The 19178-nt window shown below is 57.1% G+C and carries 20 protein-coding genes; 14 read left to right on the forward strand and 6 right to left on the reverse strand.

What is annotated here, in order from left to right; all coding sequences use genetic code 11:
* Positions 1-48: 48 nt before the first annotated feature.
* Positions 49-258, forward strand: a complete 210-nt coding sequence (locus KQP88_RS18705; protein WP_002554837.1) for a cold-shock protein — start codon at positions 49-51, stop codon at positions 256-258.
* A gap of 189 nt (positions 259-447) precedes the next feature.
* On the opposite strand, the gene apbC is transcribed toward KQP88_RS18705, so the two are convergent.
* Positions 448-1542: an iron-sulfur cluster carrier protein ApbC gene (gene apbC / locus KQP88_RS18710; protein ID WP_216703876.1), complete on the reverse strand. Its 1095-nt coding sequence runs from the start codon at positions 1540-1542 to the stop codon at positions 448-450.
* Between the two features lie 160 nt (positions 1543-1702).
* Here apbC and metG point away from each other — a divergent pair, with 160 nt between their 5' ends.
* From metG to KQP88_RS18750, 8 genes are all read left to right on the forward strand, one after another.
* Complete coding sequence (gene metG, locus KQP88_RS18715; protein WP_200992749.1) at positions 1703-3745, forward strand: methionine--tRNA ligase; 2043 nt, start codon at positions 1703-1705, stop codon at positions 3743-3745.
* Between the two features lie 123 nt (positions 3746-3868).
* Positions 3869-4447, forward strand: coding sequence for an Rnf-Nqr domain containing protein (locus KQP88_RS18720; RefSeq protein WP_200992750.1), 579 nt, complete (start codon positions 3869-3871; stop codon positions 4445-4447).
* Positions 4444-5451, forward strand: coding sequence for an electron transport complex subunit RsxB (gene rsxB, locus KQP88_RS18725; protein ID WP_216703877.1), 1008 nt, complete (start codon positions 4444-4446; stop codon positions 5449-5451). The genes KQP88_RS18720 and rsxB overlap by 4 nt, the downstream gene beginning before the upstream one ends.
* The gene (locus KQP88_RS18730) at positions 5438-6418 is read left to right on the forward strand and encodes an RnfABCDGE type electron transport complex subunit D (RefSeq protein ID WP_216703878.1); all 981 of its coding nucleotides are present in this window, start codon (positions 5438-5440) and stop codon (positions 6416-6418) included. Before rsxB ends, KQP88_RS18730 begins: the two co-directional genes overlap by 14 nt.
* Positions 6415-6969 carry an RnfABCDGE type electron transport complex subunit G gene (locus tag KQP88_RS18735; protein ID WP_200992753.1) on the forward strand — a complete coding sequence of 185 codons (555 nt, stop codon included), beginning with the start codon at positions 6415-6417 and terminating at the stop codon, positions 6967-6969. The genes KQP88_RS18730 and KQP88_RS18735 overlap by 4 nt, the downstream gene beginning before the upstream one ends.
* Positions 6966-7535 (forward strand): Rnf-Nqr domain containing protein, encoded by a 570-nt coding sequence (locus KQP88_RS18740; protein ID WP_200992754.1) that lies wholly within the window; start codon positions 6966-6968, stop codon positions 7533-7535. The genes KQP88_RS18735 and KQP88_RS18740 overlap by 4 nt, the downstream gene beginning before the upstream one ends.
* A complete protein-coding gene (gene nth / locus KQP88_RS18745) occupies positions 7532-8170 on the forward strand; it encodes an endonuclease III (protein WP_200992755.1) in 639 nt (212 codons plus the stop codon). The genes KQP88_RS18740 and nth overlap by 4 nt, the downstream gene beginning before the upstream one ends.
* A gap of 106 nt (positions 8171-8276) precedes the next feature.
* Positions 8277-8459: a PA3496 family putative envelope integrity protein gene (locus tag KQP88_RS18750; RefSeq protein ID WP_025261489.1), complete on the forward strand. Its 183-nt coding sequence runs from the start codon at positions 8277-8279 to the stop codon at positions 8457-8459.
* A gap of 110 nt (positions 8460-8569) precedes the next feature.
* Here KQP88_RS18750 and KQP88_RS18755 read toward each other — a convergent pair whose 3' ends face one another.
* A complete protein-coding gene (locus KQP88_RS18755) occupies positions 8570-9196 on the reverse strand; it encodes a response regulator transcription factor (protein ID WP_025261490.1) in 627 nt (208 codons plus the stop codon).
* Between the two features lie 1304 nt (positions 9197-10500).
* On the opposite strand from KQP88_RS18755, the gene KQP88_RS18760 reads away from it, so the two are divergent.
* Positions 10501-11028 (forward strand): hypothetical protein, encoded by a 528-nt coding sequence (locus KQP88_RS18760; protein ID WP_236249856.1) that lies wholly within the window; start codon positions 10501-10503, stop codon positions 11026-11028.
* Positions 11029-11320: 292 nt separating this feature from the next.
* Here KQP88_RS18760 and KQP88_RS18765 read toward each other — a convergent pair whose 3' ends face one another.
* Entirely contained in the window at positions 11321-12538 is a 1218-nt protein-coding gene (locus KQP88_RS18765) for an argininosuccinate synthase (RefSeq protein WP_200992757.1), read from the reverse strand.
* 129 nt (positions 12539-12667) lie between these two features.
* Positions 12668-13576: a flagellar protein MotY gene (locus tag KQP88_RS18770; RefSeq protein ID WP_025261493.1), complete on the reverse strand. Its 909-nt coding sequence runs from the start codon at positions 13574-13576 to the stop codon at positions 12668-12670.
* Between the two features lie 147 nt (positions 13577-13723).
* Between KQP88_RS18770 and pyrC the strand changes: the two genes are divergently transcribed.
* The 4 genes from pyrC (at position 13724) to bfr (ending at position 16502) form a co-directional block, all read left to right on the forward strand.
* A complete protein-coding gene (gene pyrC, locus KQP88_RS18775) occupies positions 13724-14770 on the forward strand; it encodes a dihydroorotase (RefSeq protein ID WP_025261494.1) in 1047 nt (348 codons plus the stop codon).
* Positions 14767-15444, forward strand: a complete 678-nt coding sequence (gene rnt / locus KQP88_RS18780; protein WP_025261495.1) for a ribonuclease T — start codon at positions 14767-14769, stop codon at positions 15442-15444. Before pyrC ends, rnt begins: the two co-directional genes overlap by 4 nt.
* A 167-nt stretch (positions 15445-15611) precedes the next feature.
* A complete protein-coding gene (locus tag KQP88_RS18785) occupies positions 15612-15830 on the forward strand; it encodes a bacterioferritin-associated ferredoxin (RefSeq protein ID WP_025261496.1) in 219 nt (72 codons plus the stop codon).
* A gap of 201 nt (positions 15831-16031) precedes the next feature.
* Entirely contained in the window at positions 16032-16502 is a 471-nt protein-coding gene (bfr, locus tag KQP88_RS18790; protein WP_025261497.1) for a bacterioferritin, read from the forward strand.
* Between the two features lie 78 nt (positions 16503-16580).
* Here the strand turns inward: bfr and grxD are convergent, their stop codons facing one another.
* Entirely contained in the window at positions 16581-16907 is a 327-nt protein-coding gene (gene grxD, locus KQP88_RS18795; RefSeq protein ID WP_200986172.1) for a Grx4 family monothiol glutaredoxin, read from the reverse strand.
* An 87-nt stretch (positions 16908-16994) separates the two neighbouring features.
* Positions 16995-19103: a molybdopterin oxidoreductase family protein gene (locus tag KQP88_RS18800; protein ID WP_216703879.1), complete on the reverse strand. Its 2109-nt coding sequence runs from the start codon at positions 19101-19103 to the stop codon at positions 16995-16997.
* Positions 19104-19178 lie beyond the last annotated feature (75 nt).

Raw genomic sequence — 19178 nt, forward strand, 5'->3', positions numbered from 1 at the left:
CCAGGGCTTTTCCTGAGCCGCAGTTAACTTTGTACAAGGAGATATAATATGTCCAATCGCCAAACCGGTACCGTTAAGTGGTTCAACGATGAAAAAGGCTTCGGCTTCATCACTCCACAATCCGGTGACGACCTGTTCGTACACTTCAAAGCTATCCAATCCGACGGCTTCAAAAGCCTGAAAGAAGGCCAACAGGTTTCTTTCATCGCTACCCGCGGTCAGAAAGGCATGCAAGCTGAAGAAGTTCAAGTTATCTAACTTGTACTGATTCGCTTAAAAACCCCGCCCTCAAAAGCGGGGTTTTTTGTGCGCGCGTGGTTTGTGGCTACAAGCTACAAGCTACAAGCTACAAGCTACAAGCTACAAGCTACAAGCTACAAGCTACAAGCTACAAGCTACAAGCTTTTGACTTGAAGCTTGCAGCTCAAAGCTTACCGCTGCCCCGGCTCAATCATCGCTGACCGAAATGGTCGGCATCGCCGGGCTTGCAGCTTCCTGCAACACGATCCGGGCGCCCACATGCCGCGCCAGTTCCTGATACACCATCGCAATCTGGCTTTCCGGTTCGGCAATCGCCGTCGGTTTGCCGCCATCGGCCTGTTCGCGGATCAGCATCGACAATGGCAGAGAGGCCAGCAGTTCGACGTCATATTGCGAAGCCAGCTTTTCACCGCCCCCCTCACCGAACAGATGCTCGGCATGTCCGCAGTTCGAGCAGATATGCACCGCCATGTTTTCCACGACGCCCAATACCGGAATATTGACCTTGCGGAACATCTCGACGCCTTTCTTCGCATCCAGCAAAGCCAGGTCCTGAGGTGTGGTGACAATCACGGAGCCGGCAACCGGCACTTTCTGCGCCAGGGTCAGCTGGATGTCGCCAGTGCCGGGCGGCATGTCGATGACCAGATAATCCAGATCATTCCAGGCCGTCTGGGTGACCAGTTGCAGCAAGGCACCGGACACCATCGGGCCGCGCCAGACCATCGGCGTGTTGTCATCGGTCAGGAAAGCCATGGACATGACTTCGACACCATGGGCCTCGATAGGCACGAACCATTTCTGGTCCTTGATGCGCGGCCGGGTGCCTTCGGGAATACCGAACATCACGCCCTGGCTCGGGCCATAGATATCCGCATCCAGAATGCCGACTCGCGCCCCTTCGCGGGACAGGGCCAGCGCCAGGTTGGCAGCGGTGGTGGATTTTCCGACCCCGCCCTTGCCCGAAGCCACGGCAACGATGTTCTTCACATTGGCCAGCCCAGGAACCTGCGACTGAGCCTTGTGAGGATGGATGACCGTACGGATATCGACCTTGGCCGAAGCGACGCCATCGAGACCTTCGATTGCCGTCTGCAGCACCTGAGCCCACCCCTTGCGGAACAGTTCGGCGGCATAACCCAGCTCAAGCTGCACGCTGACTTGTGCGTCCTGAATATCAATGGATCGAACGCAACCGGCACTGACCGGGTCCTGGTTCATGTAAGGGTCGGTGTACTGGCGAAGAATCGTCTCCACCGCTGCGCGATTGACTGCGCTCATGGGCTTACTCCGAAAAGAGACTGACTAAAACAGGCGGCTATCCTACCCGTTATGTGGAAGGCCGACATGGTTTCACTGCGAGGGCCCGTTGCAAGGTGAAAAAAATCGCTCAGCCCTTTATAGTGGCCGACCTCCGTTCCAGTACAAGTAGCCGAGCCCCATGTCCGAGCCACGCAAGATTCTCGTTACCAGCGCCCTGCCCTATGCCAATGGTTCCATTCACCTTGGCCACATGCTCGAGTACATCCAGACCGACATGTGGGTGCGTTTCCAGAAGCATCGCGGCAACCAGTGCACTTACGTCTGCGCTGACGACGCCCATGGCTCGGCCATCATGCTGCGCGCAGAAAAGGAAGGCATCACACCGGAACAACTGATCGACAACGTCAAGGCCGAACACAGCGCCGACTTTGCCGACTTCCTGGTGGACTTCGACAACTTCCACTCGACGCACGCCGAAGAAAACCGTGAGCTGTCGAGCATGATCTACACCCGCCTGCGAGATGCCGGGCACATTGCCACGCGCTCGATCACTCAGTATTTCGACCCGGAAAAGAAAATGTTCCTGGCCGACCGCTTTATCAAGGGCACCTGTCCGAAATGCGGTACCGAGGATCAGTACGGCGACAACTGCGAAAAATGCGGTGCAACCTACGCGCCGACCGACCTGAAAGACCCGAAATCGGCGATTTCCGGCGCAACGCCTGTGCTGAAGGATTCCAAGCACTTCTTCTTCGACCTGCCAGCCTTCGAGGACATGCTCAAGAGCTGGACCCGCAGCGGCACCCTGCAGGACGCCGTCGCCAACAAGATCGCCGAATGGCTCGACAGCGGCCTGCAACAGTGGGACATCTCCCGTGACGCGCCGTATTTCGGTTTCGAGATCCCTGACGAGCCGGGCAAATACTTCTATGTCTGGCTGGATGCGCCTATCGGCTACATCGCCAGCTTCAAGAACCTGTGCGCACGTCGCCCGGAACTGGACTTCGATGCCTACTGGGCCAAGGACTCCACCACCGAGCTGTACCACTTCATCGGCAAAGACATCGTCAACTTCCACGCCCTGTTCTGGCCAGCCATGCTCGAAGGCGCCGGCCTGCGCAAGCCGACCGGTATCAATGTCCACGGCTACCTGACCGTGAACGGGCAGAAGATGTCCAAGTCGCGTGGCACCTTCATCAAGGCGCGCACCTACCTTGAACACCTGTCGCCCGAGTACCTGCGTTACTACTACGCGGCGAAGCTGGGCCGTGGCGTCGATGACCTGGACCTGAACCTCGAAGACTTCGTGCAGAAGGTCAACTCCGACCTGATCGGCAAGGTGGTGAATATCGCCAGCCGTTGCGCAGGCTTCATTCACAAGGGCAACGGCGGCGTTCTGGTCGAGACCAATGCCGCACCGGAACTGACCGACGCGTTCCTGGCGGCTGCGCCGGGCATCGCCGAAGCCTACGAGGCTCGCGACTTCGCCCGCGCCATGCGTGAAACCATGGCCCTGGCCGACCGTGCCAACGCCTACATCGCCGACAAGGCTCCGTGGTCCCTGGCCAAACAGGAAGGCAAGCAGGATGAAGTCCAGGCCGTATGCGCCCTGGGTATCAACCTATTCCGCCAACTGGTGATTCTGCTCAAGCCGGTTCTGCCTCTGCTGGCAGCCGACGCCGAGAAATTCCTCAACGTCGCACCGCTGACCTGGGACGATCACAAGACGCTGCTGGCCAACCACCAGCTCAATCCGTTCTCGGCCCTGATGACCCGTATCGACCCGGCCAAGGTGGAAGCCATGACTGCAGCCTCCAAGGAAGACCTGGCCGCCAGCTCTACCGATGCTGCACCAACAGGCAACGGTGAACTGACCAAGGATCCGCTGTCGGCGGAAATCGATTTCGATACCTTCGCCGCGGTCGACCTGCGGGTTGCACTGATCCTCAAGGCCGAGCACGTGGAAGGCGCCGACAAGCTGCTGCGTCTGACTCTGGATATCGGCGACGAACAGCGCAACGTGTTCTCGGGCATCAAGAGCGCTTACCCGGACCCGAGCAAACTGGAAGGTCGCCTGACCATGATGATCGCCAACCTCAAGCCACGGAAAATGCGTTTCGGCATTTCCGAAGGCATGGTGATGGCGGCAGGCCCTGGTGGCGAAGAAATCTACCTGCTGAGCCCCGACAGCGGCGCCAAGCCAGGCCAGCGCATCAAGTGATGTGAACCAAGGCCCGATAGCCACATGCGTGCGGCTATCGGGCCTTTGTATGTCCGCCACCTTCTTGCCGGATAATGTCTACTTTTAAAAGGCTCATCAGCCTGTTCGCCACCCGGCAAGATCATGACCGATTTCATCTACACACTCCTGAGCGCTGCCCTGATCAACAACTTCGTGTTGCAGCAACCGCTGGGCGCCGATTCCCTGAGGGGAGCGCACACGCTGCCACGGCATCGCCTGCATGCACTGGGTATCGCTACCTGCTGCTTGATGCTGGCGAGCAGCTTTGTCAGTTATCTGATCCTGCATTACGCATTGAAGCCTTTGAACCTGGGTTACCTGAGGCTGTTCGTGATTCTGCCGGTGATTGTGTCCTTACTGAATCCCGGCCTGACGGTGCTCAAGAGGCTGTTTCCACGGCTGGACTTCGACGGCTTGCGGCCTCTGCTGCTGGCTAATGCGGGCCTGGCTGGCGTTGTGCTGCTCGGTATCGAACCTGATCAGGGCCTTGGGCATCTGCTGGCACTGGCTCTGGGTGCCGGTCTGGGTTTCTGGCTGGTATTGAGCCTGCTGGATGATCTTGGACAACGGATACGCTCGGCCGATATTCCACAACCGTTTCGCGGGCTGCCGATCCAGTTGATCAGCGTGGGCCTCATGGGACTCGCCTTTATGGGCTTCAACGGGCTGGTCAAGGCATGAACCTGATACAACGCATCGACGCCCTGCTGCCACAGACCCAATGCGGCAAATGTGGCCATCCCGGTTGCAAGCCTTACGCCGAAGGCATTGCCAGTGGCGAGGCCATCAACAAGTGCCCGCCCGGCGGCGAGGAAACCATTGCGCAACTCTCGCAGTTGCTGCGGATCCCCGCTTTGCCGCTGGATACCGAACGCGGCTCGGCACCTGCGCAGGTCGCGTTCATTCGTGAGGCGGAATGCATCGGCTGCACCAAGTGCATCCAGGCCTGTCCGGTGGATGCCATTGTCGGCGCCGCGAAACAGATGCATACAGTCATCATCGACGAATGCACGGGCTGCGACCTGTGCGTAGCGCCCTGCCCGGTGGACTGTATCGAGATGCATCCATTGCCCCTGGCAAGCGTTACGCCCATTGTCGGCGGCCTTGCGTCGGGCACCGAGCAACTTGAGGCCCGCGCCCAGAAGCGCAACCATGCCCGCTATCGCTTCGAGGCGCGCAATGCAAGGTTGCATCGCGAACAGGAGCAGCGCCTGGCAGAGCGTCAGGCTCGGGCGCAAAAGCCGTTACCGGTCAGCACCCCGGTCATCGAGCGCAGCCGCGCCGACAAGCCCGCCGTGGAAGACGAAGCGCTGAAAAAAGCCCGCATCACCCTGGCCATGAGCCGTGCGCAACTGAACAAATCCCTCAAGGCTTTCGGCCATCCGCCAATCGCAGAGCAGGCTGCACGGCTGGTGGAGCTGCAACGGGAGTTCGAGGACGCCGAACAGGCGCTGGAAAAACTGCTTGCTGCAGCAGCCGGGCAACCTCGGCAGCCCGTGGCCAAGGTCGACAACAGCGGGGTAAAACGCGCCAAGATCCAGCTGGCCATGGCTCGCTCCGCGCTAAAGAAAGCCGAAGCGGCAGACGCGCCCCCAGAACAGCTCGCAGCCCTCGGCGCAGAACTGCAAAACGCTGAAATGGCATTGAGCGCAGCCGAAGCGGCACTGGCCGATGCAAACGCCTGAGCACCTGCAAAAAACCATGGGCACAGTTCTGTTGGCCGTGGTGCCCGGCGCGCTGACGCTTCTGTGGTTATATGGCTGGGGAGTATTGATCACCTGGCTGCTGGCCGCCAGCACGGCGCTGCTCGTAGAGTTCGCCTGCCTTCGATTACGCGGGCAATCTGCGCGGCCAGGTTTGATGGACGGCAGCGCACTGGTCAGCGCCACCCTGCTCGCCCTCGCCTTGCCACCTTACTCGCCCTGGTGGCTGACAGTCCTGGCCAGCGGCTTCGCAATGGTTTTTGGCAAGCACCTGTATGGCGGCGTCGGCAAGAACCCGTTCAACCCGGCCATGCTCGGTTATGCCTTTGTGCTGGTGTGCTTTACGCCGCAGATGAACCACTGGCCTGCCAGTCATGGCCTGAACCTGCTGGGCGGCCTGCAACAGATCTTCGGTTTCAGCACAGCTCCGCAACCGGATGCATGGTCCCAGGCCACGGCTCTGGATGTGCTGCGCATCAACACCCACCTGACCATCGACGAGCTGTTCGCCACTCACCCCGCGTTTGGAAGCATGGGCGGTCGCGGCATTGAGTGGGTGAACCTTGCCTTTTTTGCAGGCGGTGCGTTACTGCTGCAAAAGCGGATAATCAGGTGGCATGCACCGCTGGGGATGCTCGCCAGCCTGTTCGTGATCAGCCTCTTGTGCTGGAACGGCTCGGGGTCGGACTCCAATGGCTCCCCCATCTTTCACATGCTGACCGGCGCCACGATGCTGGGTGCCTTCTTCATCGCCACCGAGCCGATATCCGGCCCCTCCAGCCCAAGAGCACGCCTGCTGTTCGGGGTCGGCATCGGGTTGATGACTTACGTGATACGCACCTGGGGCGGCTATCCGGATGGTGTGGCTTTCGCGGTGCTGCTGATGAATCTGGCTGTACCGGCACTGGAACGACTGGCCAGGCGCTCATCAACGGAAGCGACATCATGAAGCTCCTTGGTATGGTCGTTATTGTCGCCATCACCGGGCTGGGGCTCGGTGTCAGCATCGCGCTTCAGCAGGCTGCAGAACCGCGCATTCAGACGGCACGGGAAGAAGTCCGCGACCAGGAGTGGTCGAGTGTTCTGCCGGTCGGCAGCTACGACAATCAGCCATTGCGTCATCCCTTGGCGTTGCCCGTTGGCGACTCCTCGGTGCACGCTGCCTTTCTCGCCAGCCGAGAGGGCAAGCCTTGCGCTGTGATCTTTCATAGCCAGGACCAAGGTTATGCCGGCCCCGTGGAGTTGCTGGTGGGCGTATCGGTTGAGGGCAGGTTGCTGGGGAGCAAAGTGCTTGAACAGCATGAGACACCAGGCATGGGGGCCCGCATCGTGACCGAGCCTCAGTGGTTGCAGGGGCTCTCGGGCAAATCGCTGAACGACGGGACCTTCGACCAGATCGCCGGAGCAACCATCACGTCCAGAGCGGTTGTCGGAGCCATCCAGAACACCTTGCGCTACTTCGACGAGCACAAGGCCGTGCTTGTGGGGACGCAACCATGAAACGGCCCATGCCCTACCTGATTCTGCTCGTGCCGCTGATTGGCGTCACAGACTCGCTGATCAAGGCGCTGGCTTTCCTGCTGATCTTCGCCGTGATCGCGACCTTGCACAGAGTCTTGTTACAGACACTTGCGCCATGGCTGGATGCCAGCCAGAAGTGCCTTGCCAGCGCCCTGATTGCTGCCACGCTGGTCACCTGCGCAGAAACAGGCTTACAACTTCAGACCCCCGACCTGCATCAGGCCTTGGGAATCTATCTGCCCTTGATGGCCCTTCATTGCATGCAGATCCAGACCGTACAGCTCGGCAGGTACTCGCTGGGCGGATACGCCTCCCTGATGCTCACCCTGGGGTTCGTGCGCGAACTGCTGGGCAACGGGACGATCCTGAGCAATGCCCACTGGCTGTTTGGCAATTCTGCAATCCAGTGGCACATTAGCCTCCCGGCTCCAGCCTTGCACATGACAGTTCTGGCACCCGGTGGCTTTATTCTTCTGGGCCTTCTGCTTGCCGCATACAACGCCTTGACCAGGCCGACACCTTCCAAGGAAATACCCTTTTCATGAATGCCGCAAAACGTCTGGAAATCTTCCGCAGGCTCCACGAAGACAATCCCGATCCCAAAACCGAGCTGGCTTACACCACACCGTTCGAGTTGTTGATATCGGTGATCCTGTCAGCCCAGGCGACCGATGTCAGCGTCAACAAGGCCACGGCAAAACTGTATCCGGTCGCCAATACGCCACAAGCCATCTATGAACTGGGTGTCGAAGGGCTGTCCGAGTACATCAAAACCATCGGGCTCTATAACAGCAAGGCCAAAAACGTCATTGAAACCTGCCGGCTGCTGATGGAACGGCACAACGGCGAAGTACCAGAAACCCGTGAAGCTCTGGAAGCATTGCCGGGCGTGGGCCGCAAAACCGCCAATGTCGTGCTCAACACGGCTTTTCGTCAGGTAGCCATGGCGGTCGACACGCATATTTTCCGCGTCAGCAATCGCACCGGCATCGCGCCGGGCAAGAACGTGGCTGAAGTGGAAAAGCAACTCATGAAGTTTGTCCCCAAAAACTACCTGCTCGATGCCCACCACTGGCTGATCCTGCATGGGCGTTATGTATGCCAGGCGCGCAAGCCACGCTGCGGCAGTTGCCGGATCGAGGATCTGTGCGATTACAAGGAAAAGACCTCGGACGATTGAGCGATAGAAAGGCCAGAGCTCAATCGATTGAAAAAATCTTTTTTACCGGCATCGGGATTATCGATATAAGGTGCGCCAACGACAGCCAAAGCCTGGAGTCACTTTCATGAGTACCGGCAAAGAGCAATTGGATGTAGAAGACGATTTCATCGCTGTCGATTCGGACGAAAGCGAGCAACCACCGGTCGAGCCTGCCAAGACCAACCTGAGCAAGCGACGCACCATCGATAACATGCTTGAAGAACGGCGCTTGCAGAAACAACTGGCCGATTACGACTTCGACCTTTAGGCGCCCCCTTGTAAAACCTGATCTCAAAGCCTCTCATCGGGAGAGGCTTTCACATCGGCTTGCCTGATCGATACTGCACAGGCCTGCAGGATGCTTTCCCGGCATGACTGTCAGACCAGCCCGTTACGCTGGGCGAGCTCGATGAGATCGACCAGTGAGTGTGCATTGAGCTTGAGCAGCAGACGCGTCTTGTAGGTACTGACGGTTTTATTGCTCAGGAACATGCCATCGGCAATTTCCTTGTTGGTTTTCCCCCTGGCCAGTTGTTGCAGCACCATCATCTCGCGTCCAGAGAGGCGGTCGACCATATCGGCCTCACTGGCATTCCCCATGCTCGAACGAACGGTATGCAAGGCCTGGTTGGGGAAGTAGCTATACCCTGACAACACCGCCTTGATGGCGCTCAGCAATTCGGTCAGGTCCTGTTGCTTGCAGACATAACCCGCCGCTCCCGCCTGCATGCAGCGCATTGAAAAATGGCCAGGTGCCTGCGACGTCAGAATCAGCACCTTGAATGGCAAGGTCATGGCAGACAGACGAGCAATGACTTCCAGGCCATCGAGCTTGGGAATCCCTATATCCAGAATGACGATATCCGGCAGATGTTCACGAGCCAGTTGCAACGCATCCACTCCATTGTCCGTCTCCGCAATGACCTCATAGCCATGGCGCTCCATCAGCATGCGTACAGCAAGGCGAATGACAGGATGATCATCCACGATCAGCACTTTATTCATGGGCAGTCCAATTTTCGCTATTCGAATTTTCAGAGTCAGCACAATAGCTTAGTCGTTTAGTGCTTTGCATGACGCTCACCCTCGAGGACTAACAGCCAAAGACCGTTCCCACATATACAACAGAAAATTCCTACAAATTTCGCTATTAACGAACTATTTTTTATATTTTTCATAGAGCCTCCCCTTCGGAATTCGCCGAAATTATTACCGTCTGGAGTGCTGAGATAGAGCATCGCAACTCAGGTAAAACAATTATTGCCATAACGTCAAGCATTAGTCCTTTGCCTCTGAAGTCCAAACGGACAATCGCCGATGAACATCGAATCGCCTCCATGGTTACGCCGCCTTGATAATTGTAATTATCCAGTCAGATGCCATGACCATAGCTCCTTGCCACTACTTCATACCTGAAGCGAAAAGAACAAGGATACGAACACTGCTGGCAGATACTTTCTCGAATACGGGCTCAATGACATCAGGCTTCACGATCAGGGGGTATCAATGGCACCGCCTTTCCTCAAGACCTGCTGGCCTGACCGGGTACGCGTCAGAAGACAAGAGCCATAATGAGTGAATTCAGGAGTTCTCTCTTGAAAGTTATATACCAGCATAACGTTTAAAAAATACACACATAAATACACCTTTCTTATACACCCCCCGGTGAAAAGACCAAAACCACGAAAGACTCGGAATATTCCTACATGGATGCGCCCCAAGACTTCCAAACACCCGATATTCCGCGAGAAGTATTCAAGATACTGACTTTACGCTATCACCACGTTAAAAGTGATACATAAATACTCCCCACAGCCGAGTTTCATGCCTTTCTCCAGGGCGCCTTGCACACTTCATTTCTGCGAATGGCTCATTCGACAAGTAGCTAATACTATATTTCATTCCGCTTCCATCCCCGCCACCGCAAAGAGGAAACGTACTACACAACTAGCAGACGGTAGATGGCGACATGTAAGACCACTTCAAACCCACTAAGTCAATTCATGTAACGCACCGTTTTTTCACTTGCAAATTCTATTACCAGTCGTTACTTTTTTAACAACGAACTCATTACTTTCTGCCAACAATTATGTGCAGTTAGATTGGAGCGACCCAACAACCGACGTCATTTTAATGACGTTATGAATAACATTGCTTTATATGGACTCGGCTTATCAAGAGAGTCGAAAGGATTCGGGCAACATGAACATGGCCGATCAGGAACACCCTCCCTTTGACAAGCCCGAAGCGGGCCTGACAATTCTTTTGAATTGGCCATGCGTATAACCATGTTCAAAAAGGGATATACCATGAACAACAAAACTTCTCACTCATCCTCAAAAAATATAACCCCCCTTGATCTGACTGCGGCGGTCGAACAGTTTGTTGCGCAAGGAGGTGTGATTGCCGTGATACCTGATGGTGAAACAGCAGAATCCACCGTGCTTTCGGTGGCGGAAGATACTACACCGCTGGACGCCGAACTTGAAAAGAGTTCCAAACTGGAATTACTCAGAAGTCTGGTTGCCAAAGGTGCCGGAGTTTCCGCCTTGCAATACTCATTGAGGATGAACAAAAAAGAAATTCGCCAACTGGCACTGGAAAATGATGTAAAGATAAAATTCAGTCGCCCAATAAGAGAGATCAATAAAGAACCCCACTATGACACAACTGATATTGATGATGTGGTGGCCGGTCATGCCATGCATTATTCCAGTCTCGGTTACACCGCACCGGAGATTGCACAGATACTTGATCTGAGTGTGCGACAAGTCTGGAATATCGGCAAAGCCTACCGTTTCGAGTTCAAACAGAAGAGGGACAGTGATACCCCCTGAATACGCTTAATCCAAACAGATAACCGACGCGGTATCGACTGGACTTCGTGTCGATACCGCTCACCTGCCCCGCAAAGCCCTTCACGACAGCGTTCCGGCAAGACCCGCAACGCCCCTCCCCATTCAGCGTCCTTTCAGATGCACACGCAAACGCCCTCTGCACCGGCCTCAAAAGCTCGTGCGGGAAATATCGATACGCAGGAATGGGGGGGTCGGAAAGCGTGACAGTGCATTGCGCACTGCAAACAAAAATGCAGCCCCGAGGGGCTGCATTTCAGACATCAGACCGGGTTCAGAAGAACTTGCGGCCCTTGTTCGCAGCGATGCGCATGCGCAAGGCGTTGAGCTTGATGAAGCCGGCAGCGTCCGCCTGGTTGTACGCACCGCCATCTTCTTCGAAGGTGGCAATGTTGGCGTCGAACAGCGACTCGTCGGACTTGCGGCCGGTAACGATCACATTGCCCTTGTACAGCTTCAGGCGCACGACACCGTTCACATGAACCTGGGACGCATCGATCATCTGTTGCAGCATCAGACGCTCAGGGCTCCACCAGTAGCCGGTGTAGATCAGGCTGGCGTACTTGGCCATCAGCTCATCCTTGAGGTGAGCGACTTCGCGATCCAGGGTGATCGACTCGATGGCGCGGTGAGCGCGCAGCATGATGGTGCCGCCAGGCGTCTCGTAGCAGCCACGGGACTTCATGCCCACATAACGGTTTTCAACGATGTCCAGACGACCGATGCCGTTCTCGCCGCCGATGCGGTTCAAGGTGGCCAGTACGGTGGCAGGCGACATTTCGACGCCATCAAGAGCAACGATATCGCCATTGCGATAGGTCAGCTCAAGGTAGGTCGGCACGTTTGGCGCGTCTTCAGGAGACTTGGTCCAGCGCCACATGTCTTCTTCGTGCTCGGTCCAGGTGTCTTCCAGCACGCCGCCTTCATAGGAGATGTGCAGCAGGTTGGCATCCATCGAGTACGGGGATTTTTTCTTGCCGTGGCGCTCGATCGGGATTGCATGCTTCTCGGCATAATCCATCAGCTTCTCACGGGACAGCAGGTCCCATTCACGCCACGGGGCAATCACTTTGACGCCTGGCTTGAGGGCGTAGGCGCCCAGCTCGAAACGAACCTGGTCGTTACCTTTGCCGGTAGCACCGTGAGAAATGGCGTCAGCGCCGGTTTCGTTGGCGATTTCGATCAGGCGTTTGGCGATCAGCGGACGAGCGATGGAAGTACCCAGCAGGTACTCGCCTTCGTAGACGGTGTTGGCGCGGAACATCGGGAACACGAAATCACGTACGAATTCTTCACGCAGATCGTCGATGTAGATTTCTTTCACGCCCATGGCCTGAGCCTTGGCACGTGCCGGCTCGACCTCTTCACCCTGACCCAGGTCAGCGGTAAAGGTCACCACTTCGCAGTTATACGTATCTTGCAGCCACTTCAGAATGACCGAAGTATCCAGGCCACCGGAATACGCGAGAACTACCTTGTTTACGTCCGCCATGCCATCACTCCACCGGGTTGTACGGAAAACCGCTGATTCTACCGTTCAAACCAGCAAATTTACAGGGGCGCGACAGCTTGTGACGACGAGGCGACAGGTTATGTCAGCCTCGTGAGGGGATAAAGAACGTTACGAAGTACGGGCAGCGCTGGCGGAGGAAGCGACTGGAACCGGCTTTTCTTCGGGAGCGACACGCTCCAGATGCACATTCACCCGACGATTGCGCGCCCGGTTGGCATCATTGGTGTTGGGCGCCAGCGGATAACGTTCGCCATGAAAACGCAGGGTAATCTGTTGCTCGGGAACCCCCTGGGCTTTCAGATAGTCCATCACCGCCAGCGCACGACGACGGGACAGGTCGCGGTTGGTCAGGCGATTACCGCTGTTGTCCGAATGGCCGTCCAGTTCGATATGGTTGACCGTCGGGTCGGCGCGCAGATACGCAATCATGTTGTCCAGACGCGCCTTGGCCTTGGCGTCCAGTTCGATGCCGCCGCCGGGGAAGCCTACTTCGGCCTGCTTGATCTGATCGAAATTCATGGGCAGCAGTTTGGTCGTGCACAACTGATAGTCGCTGAACGCCTTGCTGAACCTGACCGGCAACAGCCGAATCTCCATCGGACCACCGCCGTCACGGGTACTGTGACGGATGAGCGGAGTACGGCCTTCCATCAAGCCGCTGATCAGGCGTCCGGCCTGTGCTTCGGAGCTATTGAAAGGAATCTCGCCATTGCTGACCCGAACCGAGCCCAGGTTGATATCGCCGCGCCCCGGCTGCCAGGGTGCAGCCGCAGCCAACAGCGTGGCCGAGCCATTGCCCAACATGTTGTAGGACGGTTTGAGCCGGAATGTCGCCTGCTCACCGGCACGGCGCACGAACTCACCGACACCGAAGTCAGTGATCGGCTGGCTCAGGCGACACTCGAACTGATCCCCTTCGACCTTCCACTCGATACTCTCCAGACGGGTCTGGAAACTGACAGCCATCGCGGGGAGGCTGGCAAATACGCTGAGCAAGGCGAGATATAGCTGGCGCACGGGAGGCTCCACTTATAAAAATGACGCGAAACAAAAGTGCTTCTTACGTCGGGCTATCGGTAACTTCCTACAAAACTTGATAGCGAGTGCCTGAGAGAGTCTTTTCCGGTAGCATTCCCTGCGAGTTTGACCCGCCTGGAATCCCCAATGTCTGACCGCCTGACCCTTCTGCGTCCCGATGACTGGCACATCCACCTCCGTGACGGAGCTGTTTTGCCTCACACCGTTGCTGACGTTGCGCGCACTTTTGGCCGCGCAATCATCATGCCCAACCTTGTGCCACCAGTACGCAATGCGCAGCAAGCCGATGCCTATCGCCAGCGCATTCTGGCTGCTCGCCCGGCCGGCAGCCGCTTCGAGCCGCTGATGGTGCTTTATCTGACCGACCAGACCACGCCCGAGGACATTCGCACGGCCAAGGCCAGCGGCTACGTCCATGCGGCCAAGCTGTATCCGGCCGGTGCAACCACCAACTCCGATTCTGGCGTTACCAGCATCGACAAGATTTTCCATGTCCTGGAAGCCATGGCCGAAGTCGGCATGCTGCTGCTGGTCCATGGCGAAGTGACCCGCGGCGAGATCGATGTCTTCGACCGCGAGAAAATCTTCATCGACGAACACCTGCGTCGTGTGGTTGAACGCTTCCCGAACCTGAAAGTGGTGTTCGAGCACATCACCACCGGTGAAGCGGTGCAGTTCGTCAATGCGGCCTCGGCCAACGTTGCAGCGACCATCACTGCGCATCACCTGCTTTATAACCGCAACCACATGCTGGTGGGCGGAATCAGGCCGCATTTCTACTGCCTGCCGATCCTCAAGCGCAACACGCACCAGACGGCCCTGCTGGATGCCGCGACCAGCGGCAACGGCAAGTTCTTCCTGGGTACAGACTCGGCACCTCATGCCCAGCATGCCAAGGAAGCCGCCTGCGGTTGCGCCGGTTGCTACACCGCCTACGCCGCTATCGAGCTGTATGCCGAGGCTTTCGAGCAGCGTAATGCGCTGGACAAGCTGGAAGGCTTTGCCAGTCTCCACGGCCCGGCCTTCTATGGCCTGCCTGCCAACCAGGACACCATCACGCTGGTACGTGACGAGTGGACAGCCCCTGCCAGCCTGCCGTTTGGCGAGCTGAGCGTAATCCCGCTGCGCGCCGGAGAAAAACTGCGCTGGCGCCTGCTGGAGGAAAATGCGTGAGTGAAGATCATTACGACGACGAACACGACGGTCACGGCGGTGGCGGCGGCTCTCGTCACCCGATGGCGGCCCGTTTTCGCGGCTACCTGCCTGTAGTCATCGACGTGGAGACCGGTGGTTTCAATGCGGCGACCGATGCTCTGCTGGAAATTGCTGCCGTCACCATCGGCATGGATGAAAAAGGCTTCGTGTTCCCGGAGCACACCTACTTCTTCCGTGTAGAGCCGTTCGAGGGCGCCAATATCGAAGCGGCTGCACTCGAGTTCACCGGTATCAAGCTCGATCACCCGCTGCGCATGGCGGTCAGCGAAGAAACCGCGCTGACCGATATCTTCCGCGGCGTGCGCAAGGCGCTCAAGGCAAACGGCTGCAAACGCGCCGTGCTGGTCGGCCACAACGCCAGCTTCGATCTAGGCTTCCTGAACGCTGCCGTCGCTCGCCTGGACATGAAACGCAATCCGTTTCATCCGTTCTCCAGCTTCGACACCGCAACCCTCGCGGGCCTGGCCTATGGTCAGACCGTGCTTGCAAAGGCCTGTCAGGCTGCCGGCATGGACTTCGATGGACGCGAGGCCCACTCGGCTCGCTATGACACCGAAAAGACCGCCGAGCTGTTCTGTGGCATCGTCAACCGCTGGAAAGAAATGGGCGGCTGGGAAGAGTACGACGACTGACGTACATGCTTCATTAATAAACCGGCCTTGTGCCGGTTTTTTTATACCGGCGTTTCAACGACCGCTCATCGGAGTCAGGAAAGCGTATCCAAAACAGTTTTGACAAGCATTCTCATTAAGATTAACCTCGTCCGCACAAAGCAATAACCAGCGACGGTTACCGACTTATGTATGTTTGTCTTTGCCAAGGTGTCACTGACGGCCAGATCCGGGATGCAATCCTCGAAGGCTGCTGCAGTTATCGTGAAGTGCGTGAAACGCTGGGTGTTGCCAGCAAATGCGGTAAATGCGCCTGCCTGGCAAAGGAAGTGGTGCGTGAAACCCTGACAGAACTGCAAAGCAGTCAGGCATCGCTGGCGTATCCAGCAGAATTTTCAGCCGCCTGATTCCCCCTATTTCAAAGAACCGGACCTTGCGTCCGGTTTTTTTATGTCTGTAATTCAAGTGCTTAGCGTCAAGATGCGGAACTCAAACATTCTTATTCTTATTTAATTTCACTTAGTATTCAATAACTTAGGTTTGACAGGCTTCTAAGTGCAGCTCAAACTCGCGCTTTATATACACAAGCCATCGGCAGGACCTCGAACATGAAAGGCGACATTACAGTCATCCAGCATCTCAACAAGATCCTCGGAAACGAGCTGGTCGCGATCAATCAGTACTTCCTGCATGCACGCATGTACGAAGATTGGGGTCTGAAAAAGCTGGGCGCTCATGAGTATCGCGAGTCCATCGACGAGATGAAGCACGCTGACAAGCTCATCAAGCGCATCCTGTTCCTGGAAGGCCTGCCTAACCTGCAAGAGCTGGGCAAGATCCTGATCGGCGAGCACACCAAGGAAATGCTTGAGTGCGACCTGAAGATCGAAAAGAAAGGCCTGGCGGATCTCAAGGCTGCCATTGCACACTTTGAAACCGTTGGCGACTTCGGCAGCCGTGAACTGCTGGAAGACATCCTCGAATCCGAGGAAGAGCATATCGACTGGCTGGAAACACAACTGGGCCTGATCGAAAAAGTGGGTATCGAAAACTACCTGCAATCGCAGATGGGCGATTAAGCCTTTTCAGCGACCAACAAAAAGCCCCGCCTCTGATGAGAGCGGGGCTTTTTTATTGCAATCCCTGTAGGACTGAAATTACGACTTCGCGTTTTCGGCCGCTTGCTTGAGCAGTGGCTGCAATTCACCGTTCTGGTGCATTTCGGCGATGATGTCGCTGCCGCCGACCAGTTCACCGGCTACCCACAGTTGCGGGAAAGTAGGCCAGTTGGCGTACTTGGGCAGGTTGGCGCGGATTTCCGGATTCTGCAGGATGTCGACATAGGCGAATTTTTCGCCGCATGCCATCAGCGCCTGGGAGGCTTTGGCCGAAAAGCCGCACTGCGGGGCATTCGGAGCGCCTTTCATGTAAAGCAGAATGGTGTTGTTGGCAATCTGCTCTTTAATCGTTTCGATGATATCCATGGAGCACCTCGGCTGAACTTTCCGACTCAGTTGTCGGCACGGTGGCGCATTGTAACGGAATCCCGAGCCAGACGCTCAGTCTTGAACTCAACAGGCGCTCACCTGCACGGGCACACCATTGAGCACGGCATTGCCGGACAACGCATCAAGCTGTCGTTCGTCGGTCAGGTCATTGGCACTCACACCCGGCTGAGCCTGAGCGATTTCCATACGCACCCCGGCGCGGGAATGCCCCCAACCATGAGGCAGACTGACCACGCCGGGCATCATTTCTGTGCTGCCCAGCACCTGAACCTCGATCATCCCGACCCGCGAATCGACCCTGACCTGCTGACCGTCGCTCAGACCTCGACTGGCCAGGTCATCGGGATGCATCAGCAACTGATGCCGGGGCTTTCCCTTCACCAGGCGATGATAGTTATGCATCCAGGAGTTATTGCTGCGCACATGCCTGCGCCCGATCAGCAGCAATTCCCCGGCCTGTGGCGCTGGCGAGTCGATAAAGCGCTGCAGGTCGGCCAGGATCACGTCAGGTGCCGCCTGGACGCGCCCGTTGGCAGTTTTCAGACGCGGCGTCAGGTTGGACTTCAATGGCCCCAGATCAAGCCCGTGAGGATGATTGCCCAGCGCTTCGACCGACAAGGCATGTTCCGATGCCTCGCCATACCGCCCCTTGCGCAGGCCATGATCGATCATCAAGGCAGGCGCCATGGTCGGTTTCAGTTCCTTTTGAGCCTTGGCCGCAAAAGCCCTGGCCAGCCCGACAAAGATTTCCCAGTCATGCAAGGCGCCTTCGGGCTTGGCAAAGATCGCTCGATTGAACCGGGTCACGTTACGCACCGCCAGAAGGTTGAACGTCGTGTCGTAGTGATCGTTTTCCAGCGCTGAAGTGGAAGGCAGGATCAGATCGGCATAGCGGGTGGTTTCATTGATGTACAGATCGATGCTGAGCATGAAGTCCAGCCCGTCCAGAGCCTTTTCCAGCTGGCGACCATTGGGCGTGGACAATACCGGGTTGCCGGCAACCGTGACCAGCGCGCGTATCTGCCCTTCCCCTTCGGTCAGCATTTCCTCGGCCAGGGCCGAAACCGGCAACTCACCGCCATATTCTGGCAAGCCGGAAACCCGGCTCTGCCACAGGTTGAAATGCCCGCCCGAGGTCGAACTGACCAGATCCACGGCTGGCTCGGTACACAAGGTACCGCCCACCCGATCCAGGTTGCCGGTGACCAGATTGATCAATTGCACCAGCCAGTGGCACAGCGTTCCAAAGGCCTGAGTGGAGATGCCCATGCGGCCATAGCAGACAGCCTTGTCGGCGGCAGCGAAATCCCGGGCCAACTGACGAATCTGTTCAGCGGGAATACCACAGCGTGGACTCATGGCTTCGGCGTTCAGGGTCTTGATCGCTTCCCGAACCTGATCCAGACCATCGACAGGCAGATGACTCTCCCGAGTCAGGCCTTCCTCGAACAGGGTATTGAGCAGACCGAACAGCAATGCTGCATCGCCGCCAGGCCGGACAAACACATGCTGGTCGGCAATGGCCGCCGTCTCGCTGCGCCGTGGGTCGACCACCACCACTTTACCGCCACGTTTCTGAATCGCTTTCAGGCGCTTCTCGACATCCGGCACCGTCATGATGCTGCCATTGGAAGCCAGCGGGTTGCCGCCCAGGATCAGCATGAAGTCCGTGTGATCGATATCGGGAATGGGCAGCAGCAGGCCGTGGCCATACATCAGGAAACTGGTGAGGTGATGAGGCAGTTGATCCACCGAAGTGGCCGAATAGCGATTGCGGGTCTTGAGCAGCCCGAGAAAATAGTTGCTGTGGGTCGTCAGCCCATAGTTGTGCACGCTGGGGTTGCCTTGATAGACCGCGACCGCGTTCTGACCGTGTTGCTGCTGAATGGCGAACAGACGCTCGGCGACCAGTTCGAAAGCATCCTGCCACTCGATAGGCTGCCATTGATTGCCCACTCGTTGCATGGGCTGGCGCAAACGATCAGGATCGTTCTGGATATCCTGCAGGGCCACGGCCTTGGGGCAGATGTGGCCGCGACTGAAATTGTCGAGGGGATCGCCCTTGATCGAGGTAATGACCGGTGCCGCATCCGGGGATGCGGTGGTTTCGATGGTGAGGCCACAAATGGCCTCGCACAGGTGGCAAGCGCGGTGGTGCTCGGTCCTGATCATCCCAGCCTCATATTCTTGTCATGGCAGTCAGACAAGAATATGGAACGTTAGCGTTGAGCGCGCCAGAGACGTTCG

It is taken from the genome of Pseudomonas lijiangensis, from assembly GCF_018968705.1.
GTDB lineage: Bacteria > Pseudomonadota > Gammaproteobacteria > Pseudomonadales > Pseudomonadaceae > Aquipseudomonas > Aquipseudomonas lijiangensis.

What these genes read in the sequence shown, in the direction of transcription:
- KQP88_RS18785 (WP_025261496.1), top strand. Translation starts at nt 15,612, where the DNA reads ATGTATGTTTGTCTTTGCCAAGGTGTCACTGACGGCCAGATCCGGGAT.
- KQP88_RS18765 (WP_200992757.1), bottom strand. Translation starts at nt 12,538, where the DNA reads ATGGCGGACGTAAACAAGGTAGTTCTCGCGTATTCCGGTGGCCTGGAT.
- apbC (WP_216703876.1), bottom strand. Translation starts at nt 1,542, where the DNA reads ATGAGCGCAGTCAATCGCGCAGCGGTGGAGACGATTCTTCGCCAGTAC.
- pyrC (WP_025261494.1), top strand. Translation starts at nt 13,724, where the DNA reads ATGTCTGACCGCCTGACCCTTCTGCGTCCCGATGACTGGCACATCCAC.
- KQP88_RS18720 (WP_200992750.1), top strand. Translation starts at nt 3,869, where the DNA reads ATGACCGATTTCATCTACACACTCCTGAGCGCTGCCCTGATCAACAAC.
- KQP88_RS18740 (WP_200992754.1), top strand. Translation starts at nt 6,966, where the DNA reads ATGAAACGGCCCATGCCCTACCTGATTCTGCTCGTGCCGCTGATTGGC.
- rsxB (WP_216703877.1), top strand. Translation starts at nt 4,444, where the DNA reads ATGAACCTGATACAACGCATCGACGCCCTGCTGCCACAGACCCAATGC.
- KQP88_RS18735 (WP_200992753.1), top strand. Translation starts at nt 6,415, where the DNA reads ATGAAGCTCCTTGGTATGGTCGTTATTGTCGCCATCACCGGGCTGGGG.
- KQP88_RS18750 (WP_025261489.1), top strand. Translation starts at nt 8,277, where the DNA reads ATGAGTACCGGCAAAGAGCAATTGGATGTAGAAGACGATTTCATCGCT.
- nth (WP_200992755.1), top strand. Translation starts at nt 7,532, where the DNA reads ATGAATGCCGCAAAACGTCTGGAAATCTTCCGCAGGCTCCACGAAGAC.
- KQP88_RS18755 (WP_025261490.1), bottom strand. Translation starts at nt 9,196, where the DNA reads ATGAATAAAGTGCTGATCGTGGATGATCATCCTGTCATTCGCCTTGCT.
- KQP88_RS18760 (WP_236249856.1), top strand. Translation starts at nt 10,501, where the DNA reads ATGAACAACAAAACTTCTCACTCATCCTCAAAAAATATAACCCCCCTT.
- bfr (WP_025261497.1), top strand. Translation starts at nt 16,032, where the DNA reads ATGAAAGGCGACATTACAGTCATCCAGCATCTCAACAAGATCCTCGGA.
- KQP88_RS18705 (WP_002554837.1), top strand. Translation starts at nt 49, where the DNA reads ATGTCCAATCGCCAAACCGGTACCGTTAAGTGGTTCAACGATGAAAAA.
- KQP88_RS18800 (WP_216703879.1), bottom strand. Translation starts at nt 19,103, where the DNA reads ATGATCAGGACCGAGCACCACCGCGCTTGCCACCTGTGCGAGGCCATT.
- metG (WP_200992749.1), top strand. Translation starts at nt 1,703, where the DNA reads ATGTCCGAGCCACGCAAGATTCTCGTTACCAGCGCCCTGCCCTATGCC.
- KQP88_RS18730 (WP_216703878.1), top strand. Translation starts at nt 5,438, where the DNA reads ATGCAAACGCCTGAGCACCTGCAAAAAACCATGGGCACAGTTCTGTTG.
- grxD (WP_200986172.1), bottom strand. Translation starts at nt 16,907, where the DNA reads ATGGATATCATCGAAACGATTAAAGAGCAGATTGCCAACAACACCATT.